11 protein-coding genes are annotated in these 19,129 nt (G+C 60.6%); all 11 read left to right on the plus strand.

All coding sequences use genetic code 11. The features are described 5' to 3' along the window. The first annotated feature begins 19 nt into the window (after positions 1–19). The 11 genes from flgK to M0808_RS05855 all read left to right on the plus strand — a co-directional run bounded on the left by flgK (position 20) and on the right by M0808_RS05855 (position 19,112). Entirely contained in the window at positions 20–2,065 is a 2,046-nt protein-coding gene (gene flgK, locus M0808_RS05805) for a flagellar hook-associated protein FlgK (protein WP_098967806.1), read from the plus strand. 13 nt (positions 2,066–2,078) lie between these two features. Beyond that, entirely contained in the window at positions 2,079–3,650 is a 1,572-nt protein-coding gene (locus tag M0808_RS05810; RefSeq protein ID WP_247840260.1) for a flagellar hook-associated protein 3, read from the plus strand. 109 nt (positions 3,651–3,759) lie between these two features. Further along, positions 3,760–7,353 (plus strand): glycosyltransferase, encoded by a 3,594-nt coding sequence (locus M0808_RS05815; RefSeq protein ID WP_247840262.1) that lies wholly within the window; start codon positions 3,760–3,762, stop codon positions 7,351–7,353. 214 nt (positions 7,354–7,567) lie between these two features. Further along, the gene (locus M0808_RS05820; RefSeq protein WP_247840264.1) at positions 7,568–11,221 is read left to right on the plus strand and encodes a calcium-binding protein; all 3,654 of its coding nucleotides are present in this window, start codon (positions 7,568–7,570) and stop codon (positions 11,219–11,221) included. A 96-nt stretch (positions 11,222–11,317) separates the two neighbouring features. Next, positions 11,318–13,324 (plus strand): calcium-binding protein, encoded by a 2,007-nt coding sequence (locus M0808_RS05825; RefSeq protein ID WP_247840265.1) that lies wholly within the window; start codon positions 11,318–11,320, stop codon positions 13,322–13,324. Positions 13,325–13,579: 255 nt separating this feature from the next. Further along, positions 13,580–14,353 carry a glucose-1-phosphate cytidylyltransferase gene (gene rfbF, locus M0808_RS05830; protein WP_095139348.1) on the plus strand — a complete coding sequence of 258 codons (774 nt, stop codon included), beginning with the start codon at positions 13,580–13,582 and terminating at the stop codon, positions 14,351–14,353. Next, positions 14,335–15,417, plus strand: coding sequence for a CDP-glucose 4,6-dehydratase (gene rfbG / locus M0808_RS05835; RefSeq protein ID WP_247840267.1), 1,083 nt, complete (start codon positions 14,335–14,337; stop codon positions 15,415–15,417). The genes rfbF and rfbG overlap by 19 nt, the downstream gene beginning before the upstream one ends. Then, positions 15,414–15,974: a dTDP-4-dehydrorhamnose 3,5-epimerase gene (rfbC, locus tag M0808_RS05840; RefSeq protein ID WP_247840269.1), complete on the plus strand. Its 561-nt coding sequence runs from the start codon at positions 15,414–15,416 to the stop codon at positions 15,972–15,974. Before rfbG ends, rfbC begins: the two co-directional genes overlap by 4 nt. Then, entirely contained in the window at positions 15,971–17,197 is a 1,227-nt protein-coding gene (locus M0808_RS05845) for a class I SAM-dependent methyltransferase (RefSeq protein WP_247840271.1), read from the plus strand. Before rfbC ends, M0808_RS05845 begins: the two co-directional genes overlap by 4 nt. Beyond that, positions 17,194–18,045 carry an NAD(P)-dependent oxidoreductase gene (locus M0808_RS05850; RefSeq protein ID WP_247840273.1) on the plus strand — a complete coding sequence of 284 codons (852 nt, stop codon included), beginning with the start codon at positions 17,194–17,196 and terminating at the stop codon, positions 18,043–18,045. Before M0808_RS05845 ends, M0808_RS05850 begins: the two co-directional genes overlap by 4 nt. Then, positions 18,042–19,112, plus strand: coding sequence for a class I SAM-dependent methyltransferase (locus M0808_RS05855; RefSeq protein ID WP_134785732.1), 1,071 nt, complete (start codon positions 18,042–18,044; stop codon positions 19,110–19,112). The genes M0808_RS05850 and M0808_RS05855 overlap by 4 nt, the downstream gene beginning before the upstream one ends. The last annotated feature ends 17 nt before the right edge of the window (positions 19,113–19,129 follow it).

Consider the following 19,129-nt stretch of genomic DNA (forward strand, 5'->3'; position numbering starts at 1 on the left):
ACACGGTAAGGTTTGAATCATGAGTTTGCTCAATATCGGGATGTCGGGGTTGTCCGCGAGTTCTTCCTCTCTCGCGACCACAGGTAACAACATTGCCAACGTCGACACCGCCGGTTATTCACGCCAGCAAACCGTGCAGAGCACCAAGGCCTCGCAGCAGTTCGGCAACGTCTTCATCGGTACGGGGACGACCCTGGCCGATGTGCGCCGGGTCTACAACTCTTACCTCGAAAACCAGCTGCATACCGCCACCTCGCTCAATAGCGAAGCGGCTGCGTACGGTGCCCAGGCCACTGCGCTGGATGCCTCGATGTCCGATACCAACACCGGCCTGACCGGTGTGCTGCAAAAGTTCTTTACCTCGATGCAGGGCGTGGCGACTTCTGCCACTGATGACACCTCCCGTCAGTCGGTGCTGACCGGTGCGCAGGCCCTGACCAGCCGTTTCAATGCGCTGGCCAAACAGCTGAACGATCAGAACACCACGATCAATGGCAACCTGGGCGACATGACGTCCCAGGTCAACAAGCTGGCGACTTCGATTGCCAACCTGAACCAGAAGATCGGCGAGATTTCCACCAGCGGCGGCCAGCCGAACGATCTGCTCGACAGCCGTAACGAAGCGGTGCGTCAGCTCTCCGAGCTGACCGGTGCACAGGTCGTCGAGCGTGGCACCAGTTTTGACGTGTACATCGGCACCGGCCAGCCGCTGGTGATCGGCAACACCACCAACACCCTGAGCACCGTGCCGAGCAAGGACGATCCGACGCGCATGGCGATTCAGCTGGACCGCGGCTCAAGCGTGATCGATATCACGTCGGCCATGAGCGGTGGCGAAATCGGTGGCCTGCTGACCTATCGCAAAGAAGTGCTCGACCCTTCGCTCAATGAGTTGGGGCGTGTCGCGCTGGTGGTGGCCGATCAGGTCAACAGCCAGCAAGCCCAGGGCATCGACAAGAACGGTGACTTCGGCGCAGCGATCTTCAACAACATCAACAGTGCCGCTCTGGTCAGTCAGCGCAGCATTGCGCAGTCGACCAATAGCGCCGGCTCGGGCAACCTCGATGTCACCATCAAGGACACCGGCAAGCTGACCACCAGCGATTACCAGGTGACCTTCACCAGCGCCACCAACTATTCGGTCAAGCGCTCCGATGGCACCGACATGGGCTCGTTCAGCACCACGACCACGCCACCGCCGGTGATCGACGGCTTCACCCTGGCCCTCAACGGCGGCGCCCTGAGCGCTGGCGACACGTTCAAGGTGACACCGACCCGTAACGCGGCAAGCACTATTCAGACGGTACTGACCGATCCGAAGAAAATCGCTGCGGCAGCACCGCTGACCGGCGTGGCCAGTGCCAACAACTCCGGTACCTACACCCAGCCGACGCTGACCGATTCGTTCAACATCTACAACCCGGCGTCGCAGACCGAGTTGCAGAATGCGCTCAAATATTCGACGCCGGTCAAATTGGTGTTTGGTGCGGTCGCCAGCGGCAGCCAGTCGTACAACATGGTTGACGCCAAGGGCAACACCATCGGTTCGGGCACCATCGTGCCGGGGCAGGCCAACACCTTGAACCTCAAGGTCGGCATGGTCGACTCCACCGGTGCTCCGGTGATGGACACCACGGTCACGCCGAACGTGCAGAAGACCTTCACCGTACAGACCACCGTGGGCGCGACGCCGAAGTCCGGCGAAACCTTCACCATCAACCTGACCGGCGCGGCGTCTTCGGATAACCGCAACGCACAGACACTGGTTGGCCTGCAGACCAAGCAGACCGTGGACACCGGCAGCGGCAGCAAGGGCATCAGCCTGACCGACGCCTACAACAAACTGGTGACCAACGTCGGTACCAAGGCTGCACAGAGCAAGTCCGACAATGACGCCACCTCGGTGATCCTCGATCAGGCCAAGGGCGCGCGTGATTCGCTGTCCCAGGTCAACCTCGATGAAGAGACCGGCAACCTGGTCAAGTATCAGCAGTACTACACAGCGTCTTCGCAGATCATCAAAGCTGCGCAGGAAACTTTCGCCACGCTGATCAACAGTCTTTAAGGAGTCGTAATTCATGCGCATTTCCACCGCCCAGTATTACGCGACGCAAGCTGCTCAATATCAGCGCAACTACAGCAAGACGGTCGCGACCGCCAACGAAGCGAGCAGCCTGCAGCGCATCAACACCGCTGCCGACGATCCGATCGGCGCCGGTCGCCTGCTCAAGCTGGGTCAGCAAAGTGCGATGCTCGACCAGTATCAGGGCAACATCGACACCACCAAGAGCTCGCTGACCGTGCAGGAGTCGACGTTGAACTCCATCACCACGGCTCTGCAGCGCGCCAAGGAAATCGGCCTGGCCGCCAACAACGGTATCGCCACCGACGACAACCGCAAGGCGTACGCGGCGGAACTGAGCCAGATCCAGCAACAAGTGCTGGGCCTGATGAACTCCAAGGATGCCAACGGCAACTACCTGTTCTCCGGTTCCAAGACCGATACCGCGCCGTACTCGCAAAACGTCGACGGCACCTACACCTATAACGGTGACCAGACCCAGATCAACCTGGGCATTGGCGACGGTATGTCGGTCGCGACCAATACCACCGGTTGGGACGCCTTCCAGCAGACCATCAACACCAGCCGCACCCAGACCAGCATGACCGCTCCGGCGCTGGATGACGGTCGTGTGGTGCTGTCCAACGGTACGGTCGGCACCGCAGCGACCTACAACGCCAAGTTCACGGCGGGCCAGCCATACACCGTGGATTTCATCAGCAGCACGCAGTTGAAAATCACCGATGCCCTGGGCAACGACGTGACGTCCGAGGCCAGCCAGAACGGCCTGATCAGCAACAGCAATGGTGCCAACCAGACCGTCAGCTTCCGTGGCGTCGACATGAAGTTGAACATCAACCTCAAGGCCGGCGACACCAACCCGGATGCGGTCATCGCCGGTCACAGCTTCCAGCTGTCGGCCACGCCTGATTCGTTCACTACCGCGCGCAGCCCGGGCAACCCGTCGACGGCGGTCATCACCGGCTCCAGCGTGACCAACCAGGCGGCGTACAGCGCGGCGTTCCCGTCGGGCGGCGGCGCGGTGCTGAAGTTCACCAGTGCCACCGATTTCGACCTGTACGCGGCACCGGTGACCGCTGACAGCAAGCCGGTGTCGTCGGGCACCATGGTTGGTGGCAACGCCACGGCTGCCGGTGTGACCTTCGCCATTGGCGGTACGCCGGGCGCGGGCGATCAGTTCTCGATCCAGTCCAACAACCATCAGACCCAGAACGTGCTCGACACCCTGGGCCAGATGGTCACGGCGCTGAACCTGCCGGTCGACGGTGATCCGGTGGTCAAACAGAAATTCCAGGGGGCCATGGAGGCGGCGCTGGGCAACATCGACAGCGCGTCCAACCAGATTGGCGCTGCGGTGACCTCGATCGGTGCTCGCGGCCAGTCGCTGGATGACCAGACTACCACCAACCAGAGCCTGATCCAGGCCAACACCACGACCCAGGGTTCGATCCGTGATTCGGATCCGGCCGAGGTGATGACCCGCCTGACGTTGCAGCAGACCATGTTGCAAGCCTCGCAACTGGCGTTCAGCAAGATCAGTCAGTTGGGTCTGTTCAACAAGATCTGACGTTGGACGGGCGCCCCGGCGCCCGTTTGTCTCGTCCCTCAGTTAATGTTTTTTTGCGGTTTCATGGGCTCGCTTTACCGAGCGGGCTCGTACCGCCTGTGAGTCCGCCGTGAATCCACTTCTTCTCGTCAGTCTGGTCATTCCCGCCTTCAATCCGCGCTTCTTCGAGCGGACCTTGAACAGTGCGGTGAGCCAGACTTATGGCCAACTCGAAATCATTGTGTGCGACGACAGTCGCGGCAGCGAGATCGAAGCCATCACAGCGTCTGTGACCGAACAGACGGGTGTGGCCGTACGCTACGTGCGCAATCCACGGACGCTGGGACTGGTCGACAACCTCAAGGCTTGTCTCGAGCAGGCGCAGGGCGAGTACATCAAATTTCTGTGCGATGACGATCTGCTCTATTCCGCCTGCATCGAGCAGCAGGCCCATGAGATGCAGCGTGCAGAAGTCAGCCTGGTGGTGGCGCAACGGCTGCTCTGGGACGCAAACGACATCATTCTGCCGGCGCGCATCGAAAACACGCCGTTGTCGCCAGTCAGTGGCTTGCTCAAGGGCGACGACGTACTGGGCATCTTTGAAAAATTCCCGGTCAACGTGCTCGGTGGATTCAGCAATGCGCTGATGCGTCGTGCCGACGTCGTCGAGCTGTTGCCAGCATTGACCGAGGATGGCGCCTGCTTCGTCGCAACGCTGGATTTTGCCCTGTATGTCTGCCTGCTGCGGCGCGGCAATCTGGCGGTGTCCAACAGCGTACTCAGTGCCGAACGCCTCTACCCGGAGCGTCTGAGTGCACAGCAACCGATGAAGGATGCTGCGCAAGTCGAGCGCGAGTGGATTTCGCAAATGCTCAAGGCGCGCAGCGGTGAATCGGCGCCTGCGCCGGGATGGGTGCGTTATGTTCCGTTGTCCCGCGCTGATGAGTTGCCCCGGGTCTGGCAAGAGTTGCCCCTGAGTCGAACCCTGGGTACCAAGCAGAGCCGTCAGGAGTGGGGAGTCGGCGTCAACAGCTTCAGCTTCGGCGAACTGTACGCGCAGTGGCTGGCATGCCGGATGCTCACCGAGCAGCAACGCCACTGGTTGCCGGAAACGCTTGCCAATTGGCCCTGCCAGCCGCGCATCGTGCCGATCATCATTGACCGGCAGGGCAGTCGCGATGGCCTGGAGCGCACATTGGAGGCGCTCGCCGCGCAGGATTATCCGCCAGAGCTGATCCTGGTCCTGTCCGCTTCGTGTACCGAGGCGCGCCTTGATGGGCGCGTGTTCCACATGCCGTTGCAGGATGACGGGCTGGAGCAGATCAATACGTTGCTGCCGCAACTCGAAGGGGCCGACTGGTTCTATCTGTTGCAGCCAGGCGATCGCCTGGTGGCGCCGGCGTTGCTGGTCATGGCCGACCGGATCGCGCACACCCCAACCCTGACATGTCTGTACAGCGACGAAGGCAGCCTGCGCAGCGGCGAGTCGGCAGAGCCTGCGTTCAAACCGGATTTCAACCTCGACCTGATGCGCAGTTATCCCTATGTCGGGCGCGCCCTGGCATTCAAGCGCGAGCGGTTTCTGGCGCTCGGCGGCTTTGCGCCGACGTTTGCCGAACTGGCACCGCATGATGCGCTGTGGCGGATGGTCGAGAACGACGGCTTGCACGTCGTGGGACACATCGCCGAAGTGTTGCTCGAGTCCAAATTTGACCTCTCCCAGTGGCTGACCGAGCCCGGTGTCGTGGCGCAAAGCCCGCGGATTCTCGAAGCGCATCTGCAACGCCTGGGGATTGCCCATGACATCCGCCGTGGCGGCAGCGAACTGCTCAACCGCGTGGATTATCAGCATGCGCGACGCCCGCTGGTGTCGGTGGTGATTGTCACTCAAGACCAGACGGCTGCATTGCAGCGCTGTGTTGAAACGCTGCTGGAAAAGACCGCTTACACCGAGTACGAATTACTGTTGGTCGACAACGGCAGCGAAAGCGCCGAGGCGCGGGTGTGGCTGGACGGCATGGCGCAACTGGGCAGCGAGCGAATTCGTGTGCTGAGCTATGCGCAAAAGGGTAATGCGGCGGCCGCGCACAACTTTGCGGTCAGCCATGCGCGTGGCGAGTATGTGTTGCTGCTCAATGCTTTTGCGGTGATCACTCAGGCCGACTGGCTCGACGAACTGCTCAATCATGCGCAACGCCCGGAAGTCGGCGTAGTCGGTGCGAAGCTGTTCAACCCGGACGGTGGTGTGCTGCACGCGGGGCTGATTCTCGGTTTGAACGGCCCGGTCGGTCTGCCGTTCTATGGCCAGCCCGTGCAGTCGGACGGGTACATGTTCCGCCTGCAAGCGGTGCATGACCTGAGCGCGGTTGGCGGCGATTGCCTGATGATTCGCAAGTCGGTCTTCGAGGTTGCCGGTGGGCTCGACGAACAGGATCTGAAGCAGACGTTGAACGTCGTGGATCTGTGTTTGCGGGTCGGCCGCGAAGGCTACCTGGTGGTATTGAATCCCCACGCCATGCTCGCAGTGGGCGCACGCCCGAGCGCCGCGGCGACGACTGAAGACGAAGCGCTGTTCGCCGAGGAAAGGGAAACCTTCTACCAGCGCTGGTTGCCAACCATCGCCCGCGATCCGGCCTACAACACTAACCTGACTCTGCAGGGGGTCGGTGCCACCAACTTCAGTCTTGAGCCTGGCCTGCGAACCGGTTGGAGTGCCTTTTTCAAAGCGCAGTTGCCGAATGTGCTGGTGGTGCCGATCAACGCCTCGGCCATCGGTCATTACCGCATGAGTCAGCCGATGATCGAGTTACAGGCGGCTAACAGAGTCGAAGGGCGCATTTGCTACGGTTTGCCGTCGATCATTGATATCGAGCGCCAGTCGCCTGATGTGATCGTGCTGCAGGGGCGCTATTCGGAACACGCCATCGATGAAATCCCGCCTCTGAAAAAATACTTCAATGCGCGGCGCATCTTCGAGCTCGATGACTACGTCATCGACGTTCCCCATCGCAATGCGCACATCCGCAACATGCCGAGCAAGCAGGACATGGAGCGTATGGTGCGACGTGCCATCGGTCTGTGTGATCGTGTGGTCGTATCGACCCAGCCTCTGGCTAACGTGCTGTCCGACATGCACCACGACATTCGTGTCGTACCGAACATGCTGTCCAAGGACTTGTGGAGCCACTTGCGCAGTCAACGCCGCACCTCGAAGAAACCCCGGGTCGGTTGGGGCGGCGGGACCAGTCACCACGGTGATCTGGCGGTGATCGCCGATGTGGTGCGCGAACTGGCCAACGAAGTCGACTGGGTTTTCTTCGGCATGTGTCCGGACGATCTGCTGCCGTACATGCATGAGTTCCACGGCGTGATCGATCTGGAGGTCTACCCGGCGAAGCTGGCCAGCCTGAACCTGGACCTGGCCCTCGCGCCGCTGGAATTCCACGTGTTCAATGACTGCAAAAGCAACTTGCGGCTGTTGGAGTACGGTGCCTGCGGCTATCCGGTGATCTGCACCGACACCGAGGCCTATCGTGGTTATCTGCCGTGTACCCGGATCAAGACCAACAGCACGGACGAGTGGCTGCAAGCGATCCGGATGCACCTGGCCGATCCGGATGCCAGTTACCGCATGGGTGATGAGTTGCGTGAGGTAGTGCTGCGTGACTACGTGTTGCGTGGCGATAACCTGCGGTATTGGGAGTATGGCTGGCTGGCGGATTGATCTGCGTTCGGCTACCGGAAAAAGGCGACCTGAAGGTCGCTTTTTTTTGTCCGTGAAATGCGTGTCAGCGTTAAATGCCGACGGATTTGCGCGCGGATTAAAGCTTTGGTTTTTCCCTGTCGATATCAACGTATTCTCGATTTATCAATGTGCTTGGCGGGGGATGATCGCCACGCAAGCAGGGGCCGGTTCATAACAAGGCAAGGAAGAAGTAATGGCAGTTATAAACGGAACAAACGGCGCGGATACGCTGACCGGTACCAGTGGGGATGATGAAATCAATGGCCTGGCCGGCAATGATCTGATCAGGGGAAGTGCCGGAGCAGACAAGATCGATGGCGGTACCGGGACTGATACGGTGGACTATTCCACATCGGCTGATGGGATCAACGTCGACATCCGCTCTAATGCTGTCGGTCTTGCGGGCATCGGCGGCGACGCTCAGGGTGACACCCTGAGCGGCATTGAAAAGGTGATCGGCACGGCGTTCAACGACACCTTCAATCTCGATACGGCCACCGCGACGTTCGAGGGCGGAGCGGGGGATGATGTCTACGTTCTCAACGGCAGTGGCGGCACGGTTATCGAACAGTCGAGTGGCGGTAACGATGAAGTACGCAGCAACTTCGCCCAGATTTACCTGAGCGCCAACGTCGAGCGTCTGACCTATACCGGAACCGGTTCATTCACCGGTTGGGGCAATGCCAGCGACAACGTCATTACAGGAGGCGTTGGCAACGACTTCCTGTATGGCGGCGCGGGTGCTGATCAGTTTATCGGTGGTGCCGGTATCGACACGGTCGGCTATACCGATAGCACTGTCGGTGTCAGCATCAACCTGAAAACCGGCGTCAATTCCGGGATCGCGGCGGGGGATACCTACACCGGCATTGAACGAATCCTCGGCTCGAACGGCAACGATACATTCGTCGCCGATAGCCGGGTATTCGCCTTTGACGGCGGCGCCGGAGTGGCGGATGTGGTGGATTACTCGACATCCACCGAGGCGATCAATGTCGACATCCGCTATAACGCTGTCGGTCTCGCGGGCATTGGCGGCGACGCTCAGGGTGACACCCTGTTCGGCATTGAAAAGGTGATCGGCACGGCGTTCAACGACACCTTCAATCTCGATTCGGCCACTGCGACGTTCGAGGGTGGAGCGGGGGATGATGTCTACGTTCTCAACGGCAGTGGCGGCACGGTCATCGAACAGACGGGTGGCGGTAACGATGAAGTACGCAGCAACTTCGCCCAGATTTACCTGAGCGCCAACGTCGAGCGCCTGACCTATACCGGTAACGCGGCATTCACCGGTTGGGGCAACGCCAGCGACAACGTCATTACGGGGGGCATTGGCAATGACACCCTGTATGGCGGCGCGGGTGCCGACCAGTTCATCGGTGGTGGGGGTATCGACACGGCTGGCTATGCCGACAGCACTGTCGGTGTCACCTTGAATTTCAAGACCGGGGTCAACAGTGGCATCGCGGCGGGCGATACCTACACCGGCATTGAGCGAATCCTCGGCTCGGGCTTCAACGATACCTTCATCGCCGACAGTCGGGTGTTTGCATTTGACGGCGGTGCGGGAACGGCTGACGTGGTGGATTACTCGACGTCTGTCGAGGCGATCAATGTCGATATCCGAGCTAATGCTGTCGGTCTCGCGGGCATTGGCGGCGACGCTCAGGGTGACACCCTGAGCGGCATTGAAAAGGTGATCGGCACGGCGTTCAACGACACCTTCAATCTCGATTCGGCCACTGCGACGTTCGAGGGGGGAGCGGGGGATGATGTCTACGTTCTCAACAGCAGTGGCGGCACGGTCATCGAACAGGCGGGTGGCGGTAACGATGAAGTACGCAGCAACTTCGGCCAGATCTACCTGGGCGCCAACGTCGAGCGTCTGACCTATACCGGCAACGCTTCATTCATCGGCTGGGGCAATGCCAGCGACAACATTATTACCGGTGGTGCCGGCAACGACCTGTTGTATGGCGGCGCAGGTGCCGATCAATTTATTGGTGGCGCCGGCATAGATACCGCCAGCTACGGCGACAGTACTGTTGGCGTCAGCATCAATTTGAAAACCGGTGTCAACAGCGGCATCGCAGCGGGCGATACCTACACCGGCATTGAGCGAATCCTCGGCTCGGGCTTCAACGATACCTTCATCGCCGACAGTCGGGTGTTTGCATTTGACGGCGGTGCGGGAACGGCTGACGTGGTGGATTACTCGACGTCTGTCGAGGCGATCAATGTCGATATCCGAGCTAATGCTGTCGGTCTCGCGGGCATTGGCGGCGACGCTCAGGGTGACACCCTGAGCGGCATTGAAAAGGTGATCGGCACGGCGTTCAACGACACCTTCAATCTCGATTCGGCCACTGCGACGTTCGAGGGGGGAGCGGGGGATGATGTCTACGTTCTCAACGGCAGTGGCGGCACGGTCATCGAACAGGCGGGTGGCGGTAACGATGAAGTACGCAGCAACTTCGGCCAGATCTACCTGGGCGCCAACGTCGAGCGTCTGACCTATACCGGCACCGGGTCATTCACCGGTTGGGGCAACGCCATCGACAACATCATTACAGGGGGCAATGGCAACGACATCCTGTATGGCGGCGCGGGTGCCGACCGGTTCATCGGTGGTGCCGGTTTTGACACTGTCGGCTACGGCGACACGACTATTGGCGTCACCATCAACCTGAAAACCGGGGTTCACACAGGGATTGCAGCAGGGGATACCTACACCAGTATCGAGGCTTTGACCGGCACGATAGCCGGTGACATTTTCATCGCCGACGGCGCGGCCATGGCTTTTGACGGGTTAGTAGGTGCGGACATGGTCAGCTATGAACAATCCGACAGCGCCGTGACCATTGATTTGAAAACTAAGGTCAATGCGGGTGACGCGGCCGGCGATACCTACACCGGAATCGAGTTTTTCCAGGGCAGCAGCTTCAACGACACCCTGTCCGGAACCGCATTCGGTGACAACTTCATTGGTGGCTCCGGTGCGGACCTGATCGATGGGCGTGAAGGGCATGACACTGCCTGGTACATCAACAGCAAGGCCGCTGTGAACATCAATCTGCAGACCAACGTCAACGAAGGCGCCGATGCTCAAGGTGATGTGCTGCTCAATATCGAGCGAGTGATCGGCAGCCAATTCGACGATACGCTGACCGGAAGTTCGGCAGTCGATTTTCTTGAGGGCAGCACAGGCAACGACGTGATTTATGGCGGCGACGGGGCCGACTTCATTTATGGAGGCCTGGTTTCCCTGGCCGGGCCGTTAGCCAGTTCGGCACCCAATGTAGGGGCTGAGGCTGATGCACTCTATGGCGGCAATGACAACGACACGATTCTCACCGCATCCAACGACACTGGCAGCCGTGCGTATGGCGAAGCGGGCGATGACACCATCACCGTAACTCATGGCATCGCTGATGGTGGTGAAGGCAATGACAAGCTGATCGGTACCGGCCTGGGCTTCTCGCTGTTTGGCGGCGTGGGCAAGGATAATCTGGTATTGCAGTCCGTCGGTTCGGCCTTCGGTGGTGAAGGTGACGATATCTACACCATCGACACTTCGGCATTGGTCAACATTCAGGACGACGGTACCAGCCGTGGCGACAAGATTGTGCTGTCGTACATTCGCGCTTCGGAACTGCAAGTCGACCGTGTCGGTGACGACCTCTACCTGCACCGTTACAGCGTTTCAGCCGGACAGACGCCGGATGAGGGCGTGCGCCTGAAGGATTGGTTTGCCGGTTCCGACACTATCGAGCAGATCGTGACGGCCGATAATCAGACCATCAATCTGCCGGCCAACAGTGATGCATTCGCGATGTTTGGCTGACCACTGAATCGCACACCTGCAATCGCAATGCGGCCGCAGGTGTGCGCTTGGCAGCTGAAGGACCAACCTGGTTTCAACCAAGCAAGGAAGAAGCAAATGTCAGTGATTTATGGAACGAGTGAAGCCGATGTCATGGGCGGCAATGAAGGCAATGACGAACTCTACGGACTGGAGTCGGATGATCAGATCTGGGGTACCACGGGGTCCGATCTGCTGGATGGCGGGGAGGGGTTCGATTCAGTGAGTTATCAGATGATGCCGAACGGCGTCAGCGTCGATTTCCGAGAGGGGCTGGCCACTGTCACCAAGGTGGACGGCTCCGTCGATACCCTGGTCGGCATCGAAAAAGTCATCGGCAGCTTTGACAATGACACCTTGGTCAGTTCGGTCAGCGGTATCACGCTGGAAGGTGATAACGGCGATGACGTGTACATCGTCGGTAGCGAAGGTGTGACCATCGTCGAAGCGGAACGCGGCGGTTACGACGAGCTGCGCACCAGCGTCAACACCCAGAGGATGGATCCGTTCCTGGACAAAATGATCTTCACCGGCACCGGCGACTTCAAGGGCTACGGCAATGCCGAGGCGAACGTGATTGTCGCCGGTGCAGGCAATGACGTGCTGTGGGGTGGCGACGGTGGCGATCAGTTCATTGGCGGTGAGGGCTTCGACACAGTCAGCTATACCGACAGCCTTGAAGGCGTCAGTATCGAGCTCTCGAGCATGTGGGGCGCCACCGGCATTGCATTCGGCGATACCTACTCGAGCATCGAGGCCGTGCGGGGTTCGAATTTCAACGATGTGATCTTCGCCGGCGCAAGCGCAATGGTCATGGACGGTGCCGATGGCTTTGACGCCGTCGATTACAGCCGTTCCAACGACGCGGTCAGCATCGAGTTTCGTGATGGCGAGGGCTTCGGTTCTGGCGGCTACGCCGAGGGCGACACCTTGATCAATGTGGAAAAGGTTGTCGGGACTAACCTGGACGATCACTTCACTGCCAACTCGGGCGGCGTGACCTTCGAAGGTGGCTGGGGCAGTGACGTCTATACGATCAACAGCGAGGGTGTGACCATCGTCGAGACAGACTCAGGCATGGGGTTTGACGAGCTGTACACCAGCCTGTCGGTCATGAAGATGGACCCGTTCATCGAGAAAATGACCTACACCGGTACAGCCGATTTCACCGGTTATGGCAATGATTCCGACAACTACATCTTCGGCGGCAGCGGCGATGACCTGTTCTACGGTGGCGCCGGACGGGATGTGTTCGTCGGCGGCGCGGGAACGGACATCGTCAGCTATGACGACAGCGATACGGGTGTGGTGGTCAACCTGTCGAGGATTGGCCAGAACGGTACGGCCGAAGGGGATATGTATTACGACGTAGAAGGTCTGCAAGGCAGTCGTTTCAACGATGTGATGGATGCCGGCCGCGAGGACGCGATCCTGGAAGGTGGCAACGGCGACGATGTGATCAATGGCAACGATGGCAACGATCACCTTTACGGCGGACTGAAATCCGGTCTCGACGGTGATGTCGCGCAGGCCGATACACTGTCTGGCGGTTCGGGTGATGACGTCATCGTCAGCGCTGTGAATGACCTGGGTACAGTGGCCCACGGCGACGGAGGCAATGACACCATCACGGTCCACAACGGCAGTGCCCTTGGTGATGACGGTCATGACGTGCTCACCGGCACCGGCAACAGTTATCTGTTGTCAGGTGGCAGCGGCAACGACGTGCTGAACCTCAATCTTCCGGGGCAGTCCGGTACTGGCGGCACCGCACTGGGCGGTATGGGTGACGATATCTACATCGTGAACAGCACCGGGCTGGTATCGATTCAGGACGAGGGCTGGGATCTCAACGACACCCTGATCCTCAACACCATCACCAACGCCAGCCAGTTGAACGTCACCCGCATCGGCGATGACGCCTACCTGCACAGCGCCAACGACGGCAGCAGCGGTGTGCCGGACAACGGCGTGAAACTGGCGGGATGGTACGCCGGGTTCAACAACATCGAGCACCTGCAGACTGCCGACGGCCAGGTCTACGACCTGCCGGCGACGGTTGATGGGTTCGCCATGTTCGGCTGATCACTCGATCTGTTGATGCACCGCAATGAAAGGGATGAATCCGCTGCTGGATTCATCCCTTTTTTCATGCCTTACGGCGCACCCGACGCAGCGCTCGCGGAGCTGGCGCGTTTCCTGCAAGTCCCCCTCAAATCGCCATAAAACGAGCGCTCGCGGTCATCGCAGCGGCGCCGAAGGCGGCAAAAGGGTTAGCCAGACGGCCCGCATCGCTCAACAAAGCCATGCGCAGCCCGGTGACGAACGAGAGGGGAGACGATGAAGGCAGTTATTTTGGCGGGTGGCCTCGGCACGCGCATCAGTGAAGAGTCGCACCTCAAGCCCAAGCCCATGATCGAGATCGGCGGCAAGCCAATTCTCTGGCACATCATGAAGCAGTATTCCGCTCACGGGATCCACGACTTCGTGATTTGCCTGGGCTACAAGGGCTATGCGATCAAGGACTTCTTCGCCAACTACTTCCTGCACACCTCCGACGTCACGTTCGACATGCGCAACAACCGCATGGACGTGCACCAGAACTACAGCGAGCCGTGGAGCGTCACCCTGATTGACACCGGCGAGGAAACCATGACCGGTGGCCGTCTGCTGCGTGCCGGCCGTTACCTCAAGGATGAAGAGGCGTTCTGCTTCACCTACGGCGACGGCGTTTCCGACATCAACATTGCTCAACTCGTCGATTACCACAAAGCCCACGGGCGTTTGGCCACCGTCACCGCGGTGCAGCCGCCGGGACGTTACGGTGCCCTTGAGCGCCAGGGCGATCAGGTGCTCGGTTTCACCGAAAAACCGCGCGGCGACGGTGGCTGGATCAACGGCGGCTTTTTCGTGTTGTCGCCCAAAGTCCTGTCCTACATCGCTGGCGATGAAACCACCTGGGAAGCCGAGCCGCTGGCACGTCTGGCAGAGGATGAACAGCTGAACGCCTTCGAACACGAAGGCTTCTGGCATCCGATGGACACCCTGCGCGACAAGAACCACCTCGAAGCGTTGTGGCAGAGCGGGGAGGCCCCATGGAAGCAATGGGCCTGAGTGCGGATTTCTGGCGCGGCAAGCGCGTACTGATTACCGGCCACACCGGTTTCAAGGGCAGTTGGCTGACCCTGTGGCTGCAAAGCCTCGGCGCGCAAGTCAGCGGTTTTTCGCTGGATCCGTCGACCGAACCGAGCCTCTATGAACTGGCGCGGGTTCACGAAGGGATCAACGATCAGCGCGGTGATCTGCGCGATCTCGGCGCGTTGCTGGAGATCATCGCCGACACCGAGCCGGAGATCGTCTTGCACCTGGCCGCGCAGCCGCTGGTGCGTGAAGGTTATCGCGACCCGCTGGGCACTTATTCCAGCAACGTCATGGGCACGCTGAACCTGCTCGAAGCGATCCGTCAGGTCGGTTGCGTGCGCGCCTGCGTGCTGGTGACCACCGACAAGGTTTACGCCAACAAGGAATGGCTGTGGCCGTACCGCGAAGACGAAGCCCTCGGTGGCCACGATCCCTACAGCAGCAGCAAGGCTTGCTGCGAACTGTTGGCGCAGTCTTACGCCGCGTCGTTTTTCCCGGCTGACAAGTACGCCGAACACGGTCTGGCCCTGGCCACCGCGCGCGCCGGCAACGTGCTGGGCGGCGGTGACTTCGCCCCTGAGCGGCTGATTCCCGACGTGCTCAAAGCCTGGACTGCGGACGAGCCGGTGATCCTGCGTTATCCGCAAGCGGTGCGCCCGTGGCAGCACGCGCTGGAACCGCTGGCCGGTTACCTGCAACTGGCGGCGGGGCTCTACGAACAAGGCCCGGAATACGCCGGGGCGTGGAACTTCGGCCCGGGCGAGGCGGACATGTGCAGCGTCGGCGAAGTGGTCGAACTGCTCGCCAGTCGCTGGCCACAGGCACGTGGTCTGCGCATCGAAAAAAGCGAACTGCACGAGGCTGGCCTGTTGCGCCTCGACAGTAGCCGCGCCCGTCAGGTACTCGGCTGGCAGCCACGCTGGACCTTGCAGCAATGCCTGACCCAGACCCTCGACTGGCATCTGGCGTGGCAGAACGGCGATGACATGCGCAACGTCACTCTCGGCCAACTGAACCTGTACCGAGGCGCGCTGTGAGCGAGTTTTCCTTGAAACCGTTGCCGCTGGCCGGGCTGTTCAACGTCCAGCACAGACGCTTCGAAGATCAGCGCGGGCATTTCGCCCGGCTGTTCTGCGAAGGCAGCCTGAGCGCGTTCGGCAGCGAATTTCATATCCGCCAGATCAACCATTCCTGCACCCGCGAGAAGGGCAGCGTGCGCGGTCTGCATTATCAGAATGCCAATGCGCCGGAAGCCAAGCTGATCACTTGCCTGCGCGGTGAGGTGTGGGACGTGGCGGTGGATCTGCGTCCGGATTCCGCAACCTTTCTGCACTGGCACGCCGAGCACCTCAAGGCCGGCGACGGTCGCAGTCTGTTGATTCCGGCCGGGTTTGCTCACGGCTTCCAGACCCTGACCGCCGACGCCGAACTGCTTTACCTGCACAGCGCTGATTATGCGCCGGAGCATGAGGGCGGCTTGTCGGTGAACGATCCACGGCTGGCGATTGCCTGGCCGTTGCCTGTCAATAATTTGTCAGCGCGTGATTCCAGCCATCCTGCGCTCGATCAACACTTTGCCGGAGTGCGTCTATGAACTGCCGTGGGTGCGCCGCACCGCTGAGCCTGCCGCTGATCGACCTCGGCACCTCGCCACCGTCCAACGCCTACGTGCATGCCGAGCGCCTGGAGCAGGCCGAACAGTGGGTGCCGCTCAAGGTCGCCGTGTGCCAGCAGTGCTGGCTGGTGCAGACCGAGGACTACACCCGCGCCGACAGCCTGTTCGACGCCGAGTACGCCTACTTCAGTTCGTTCTCCAGCACCTGGCTGGCCCACGCCGAGCGTTATGTCGCCGAGATGGTCGAGCGCTTTGACCTGAGCGCCGACAGCCGTGTGGTCGAAGTCGCAGCCAACGACGGTTACCTGCTGCAGTACGTCGCCGCTCGCGGCATTCCGTGTCTGGGTGTCGAGCCGACCCGCAGCACCGCGCAAGCGGCGCGGGAAAAGGGTCTGCAGATTCGTGAAGTGTTCTTCGGTCGCGACAGCGCTGCGCAGCTGCACAGCGAAGGCTGGGGCGCCGACCTGATGGCCGCCAACAACGTGCTCGCGCATGTGCCGGACATCAATGATTTCCTTGGTGGTTTCGCCACGCTGCTCAAGCCGACCGGCGTCGCTACTTTCGAATTTCCGCAACTGCTGACGCTGATGGCTGGCGCGCAGTTCGACACGCTGTACCACGAGCACTATTCCTATCTGTCGCTGACCGCCGTGCAGACCTTGTGCGAGCGCAATGGTCTGGAAGTGTTCGACGTCAGTCAGTTGAGCACTCACGGCGGTTCGCTGCGGGTGTTCGTGCAGCGCCAGGACGGAGAGCGTCGTTCTGTGCAGCCGGCGGTGCAGCAACAGTTGCAGGCCGAGCTGGATGCTGGGGTGAAAACCCCTGAGTACTACGCGACCCTCGCGCCGGCTGCCGAACGCATCAAGCATGAACTGCTGCGCTTCCTGTTGCAGGCCAAGGCCGACGGCAAGCGGGTGGTCGGTTACGGCGCGGCGGCCAAGGGCAACACCTTGCTCAACTACGCCGGGGTCAAGCCGGATCTGCTGGCGTGGGTGGCCGATGCCAACCCGCACAAGCAGGGCAAGTTCCTGCCGGGCAGTCGTATTCCGATTGTTGCGCCGGCGCAGATCGACATCGAAAAACCGGATTACGTGCTGGTGCTGCCGTGGAACCTGCTGCACGAAGTCAGTCAGCAACTGGCGCAGGTACGCCAGTGGGACGGGCGCTTCGTAATCGCCGTGCCTGAGATGAAAGTCCTGTGAACGTCCTGGTCACCGGGGCCACGGGCTTCGTCGGCCGGCATCTGGTCGCGGCGTTGCTCGCCCGTGGCTGCGCGGTACGTGCGGTGGCGCGTAATGTCGAGACTGCGGCGAGCATGCCGTGGATCAATCACGTCGAATTCGTCGCGACGGATATTCACGCGGCGGATCTGGACATTGCGGCGCTCACCGACGGTATCGACGTCCTCGCGCACCTGGCTTGGCCGGGGTTGCCGAACTATCGGGCGCTGTTCCATTTCGAGCACAACCTGATGGCCGACTACCGCTTTATCAAAGGCGCGGTCGAGGCGGGTGTGAAGCAAGTGCTGGTGACTGGCACCTGCTTCGAGTACGGCATGCAAAGCGGCCCGCTCAGCGAAAATGTCGAGCCGCGGCCGAGCAATCCTTACGGTCTGGCCAAACACACGCTGCAGCTGTTTTTGCAAAATCTGCAGCAGGAAAAACCGTTCACCTTGCAGTGGGCGCGTCTGTTCTATCTGCATGGCGAAGGGCAGAACCCCAACAGTCTGCTGGCAGCGCTGGACCGGGCGATCGATGCCGGGGAGGCGTCGTTCAACATGTCTGGCGGCGAGCAACTGCGGGACTTTTTGCCGATCGCCAGCGCCGCCGATTACCTCGCCACGATCGTCCATCAGCGCGATTTCAACGGCGTGATCAACTGCGCCAGTGGCCAACCGGTATCGGTGCGCGCACTGGTTGAACAACGGCTGCGCGAGCGCGGTGCGGCACTGAAACTGAACCTCGGCCATTACCCGTATCCGAGCCATGAACCAATGGCGTTCTGGGCCGTGACCGAGCGTTTGCAACAGCTACTGGGAGAGCCGCAATGAGGCACGAGTTGTATCGGGTCACCGACCTGCCGGTGTTGCAGAACCGCACCTTCGCCGACCCGGAGTCGGCAAAGGCTTCGGCCAGCGCCGACATGCTGCTGGTGCAGGATGAGCGCAGCGGCCTGATCTTCAACGCCGCGTTCGACGCCGACAAGCTCAGCTATGACGCTGACTATCAAAACGAGCAGGCCCATTCGGGCCAGTTCCAGAAGCACCTGAGCGACGTCGAAGGCATCATCGCCAAACACTTCAAGGGCCAGGAACTGATCGAAGTCGGCTGCGGCAAGGGCTACTTCCTTGAGCTGCTCAAGGGCCTCGGTTATTCGATCACCGGGATCGACCCGGCCTACGAAGGCGAGAACGCCGACGTGATCAAGGCGCCGTTCACCCGTGGTCTTGGCCTGGCGGCGGACGCCATCGTGCTGCGTCATGTGCTGGAACACATCGAAGACCCGGTGAGCTTTCTGGCGGTGATCGCCGAAGCCAATCAGGGCGGGCAGATCTACATCGAGGTGCCATGCTTCGACTGGATCCTCGAGCACAAGGCCTGGTTCGACCTGTTCTACGAGCACGTCAATTATTTCCGCCTCGATGACCTGCGCCGCATGTTCGGCACCGTGCACGAGGCCGGCCACCTGTTTGGCGGCCAATACCTGTACATCGTTGCCGACCTTTCGACGTTGCGCCTGACTCCGCAGCAACCGGTGCCACGCCTGACGCTGCCGGACGGTTTCACCGCCAGCCTCGAGCGCGCGGTGCAGATCATTCAGTCCGCACCCGAGCAGGGTTCGGCGATCTGGGGTGCATCGTCCAAAGGCGTGATCTATTCGCTGTTCCTGCAACGCGCGGGTGTCGCGGTGGATCGTGTGGTGGATATCAACCCGGCCAAACAGGGGCGTTATCTGCCGCTGAGCGGCGCGCGGGTGTCCTCGCCGCAAGAGGCGATGGATGCCTTGCCCGAAGGCGCCCACCTGTTTGTGATGAATTCCAATTACCTCGAAGAAATCAAGCGGATGACCGGTGGACGCTACGTCTATCACGCCGTCGATAGCGCTTCGTTCCAGTGACCATTGAGACTTTGAAC

Source organism: Pseudomonas sp. MWU12-3103b, assembly GCF_023100615.1.
GTDB classification, from domain to species: Bacteria; Pseudomonadota; Gammaproteobacteria; order Pseudomonadales; family Pseudomonadaceae; genus Aquipseudomonas; species Aquipseudomonas putida_A.

Coding starts and splice junctions, on each gene's coding strand:
- flgK (WP_098967806.1), top strand. CDS start 20: ATGAGTTTGCTCAATATCGGGATGTCGGGGTTGTCCGCGAGTTCTTCC.
- M0808_RS05810 (WP_247840260.1), top strand. CDS start 2,079: ATGCGCATTTCCACCGCCCAGTATTACGCGACGCAAGCTGCTCAATAT.
- M0808_RS05820 (WP_247840264.1), top strand. CDS start 7,568: ATGGCAGTTATAAACGGAACAAACGGCGCGGATACGCTGACCGGTACC.
- M0808_RS05825 (WP_247840265.1), top strand. CDS start 11,318: ATGTCAGTGATTTATGGAACGAGTGAAGCCGATGTCATGGGCGGCAAT.
- rfbF (WP_095139348.1), top strand. CDS start 13,580: ATGAAGGCAGTTATTTTGGCGGGTGGCCTCGGCACGCGCATCAGTGAA.
- rfbG (WP_247840267.1), top strand. CDS start 14,335: ATGGAAGCAATGGGCCTGAGTGCGGATTTCTGGCGCGGCAAGCGCGTA.
- M0808_RS05845 (WP_247840271.1), top strand. CDS start 15,971: ATGAACTGCCGTGGGTGCGCCGCACCGCTGAGCCTGCCGCTGATCGAC.
- M0808_RS05855 (WP_134785732.1), top strand. CDS start 18,042: ATGAGGCACGAGTTGTATCGGGTCACCGACCTGCCGGTGTTGCAGAAC.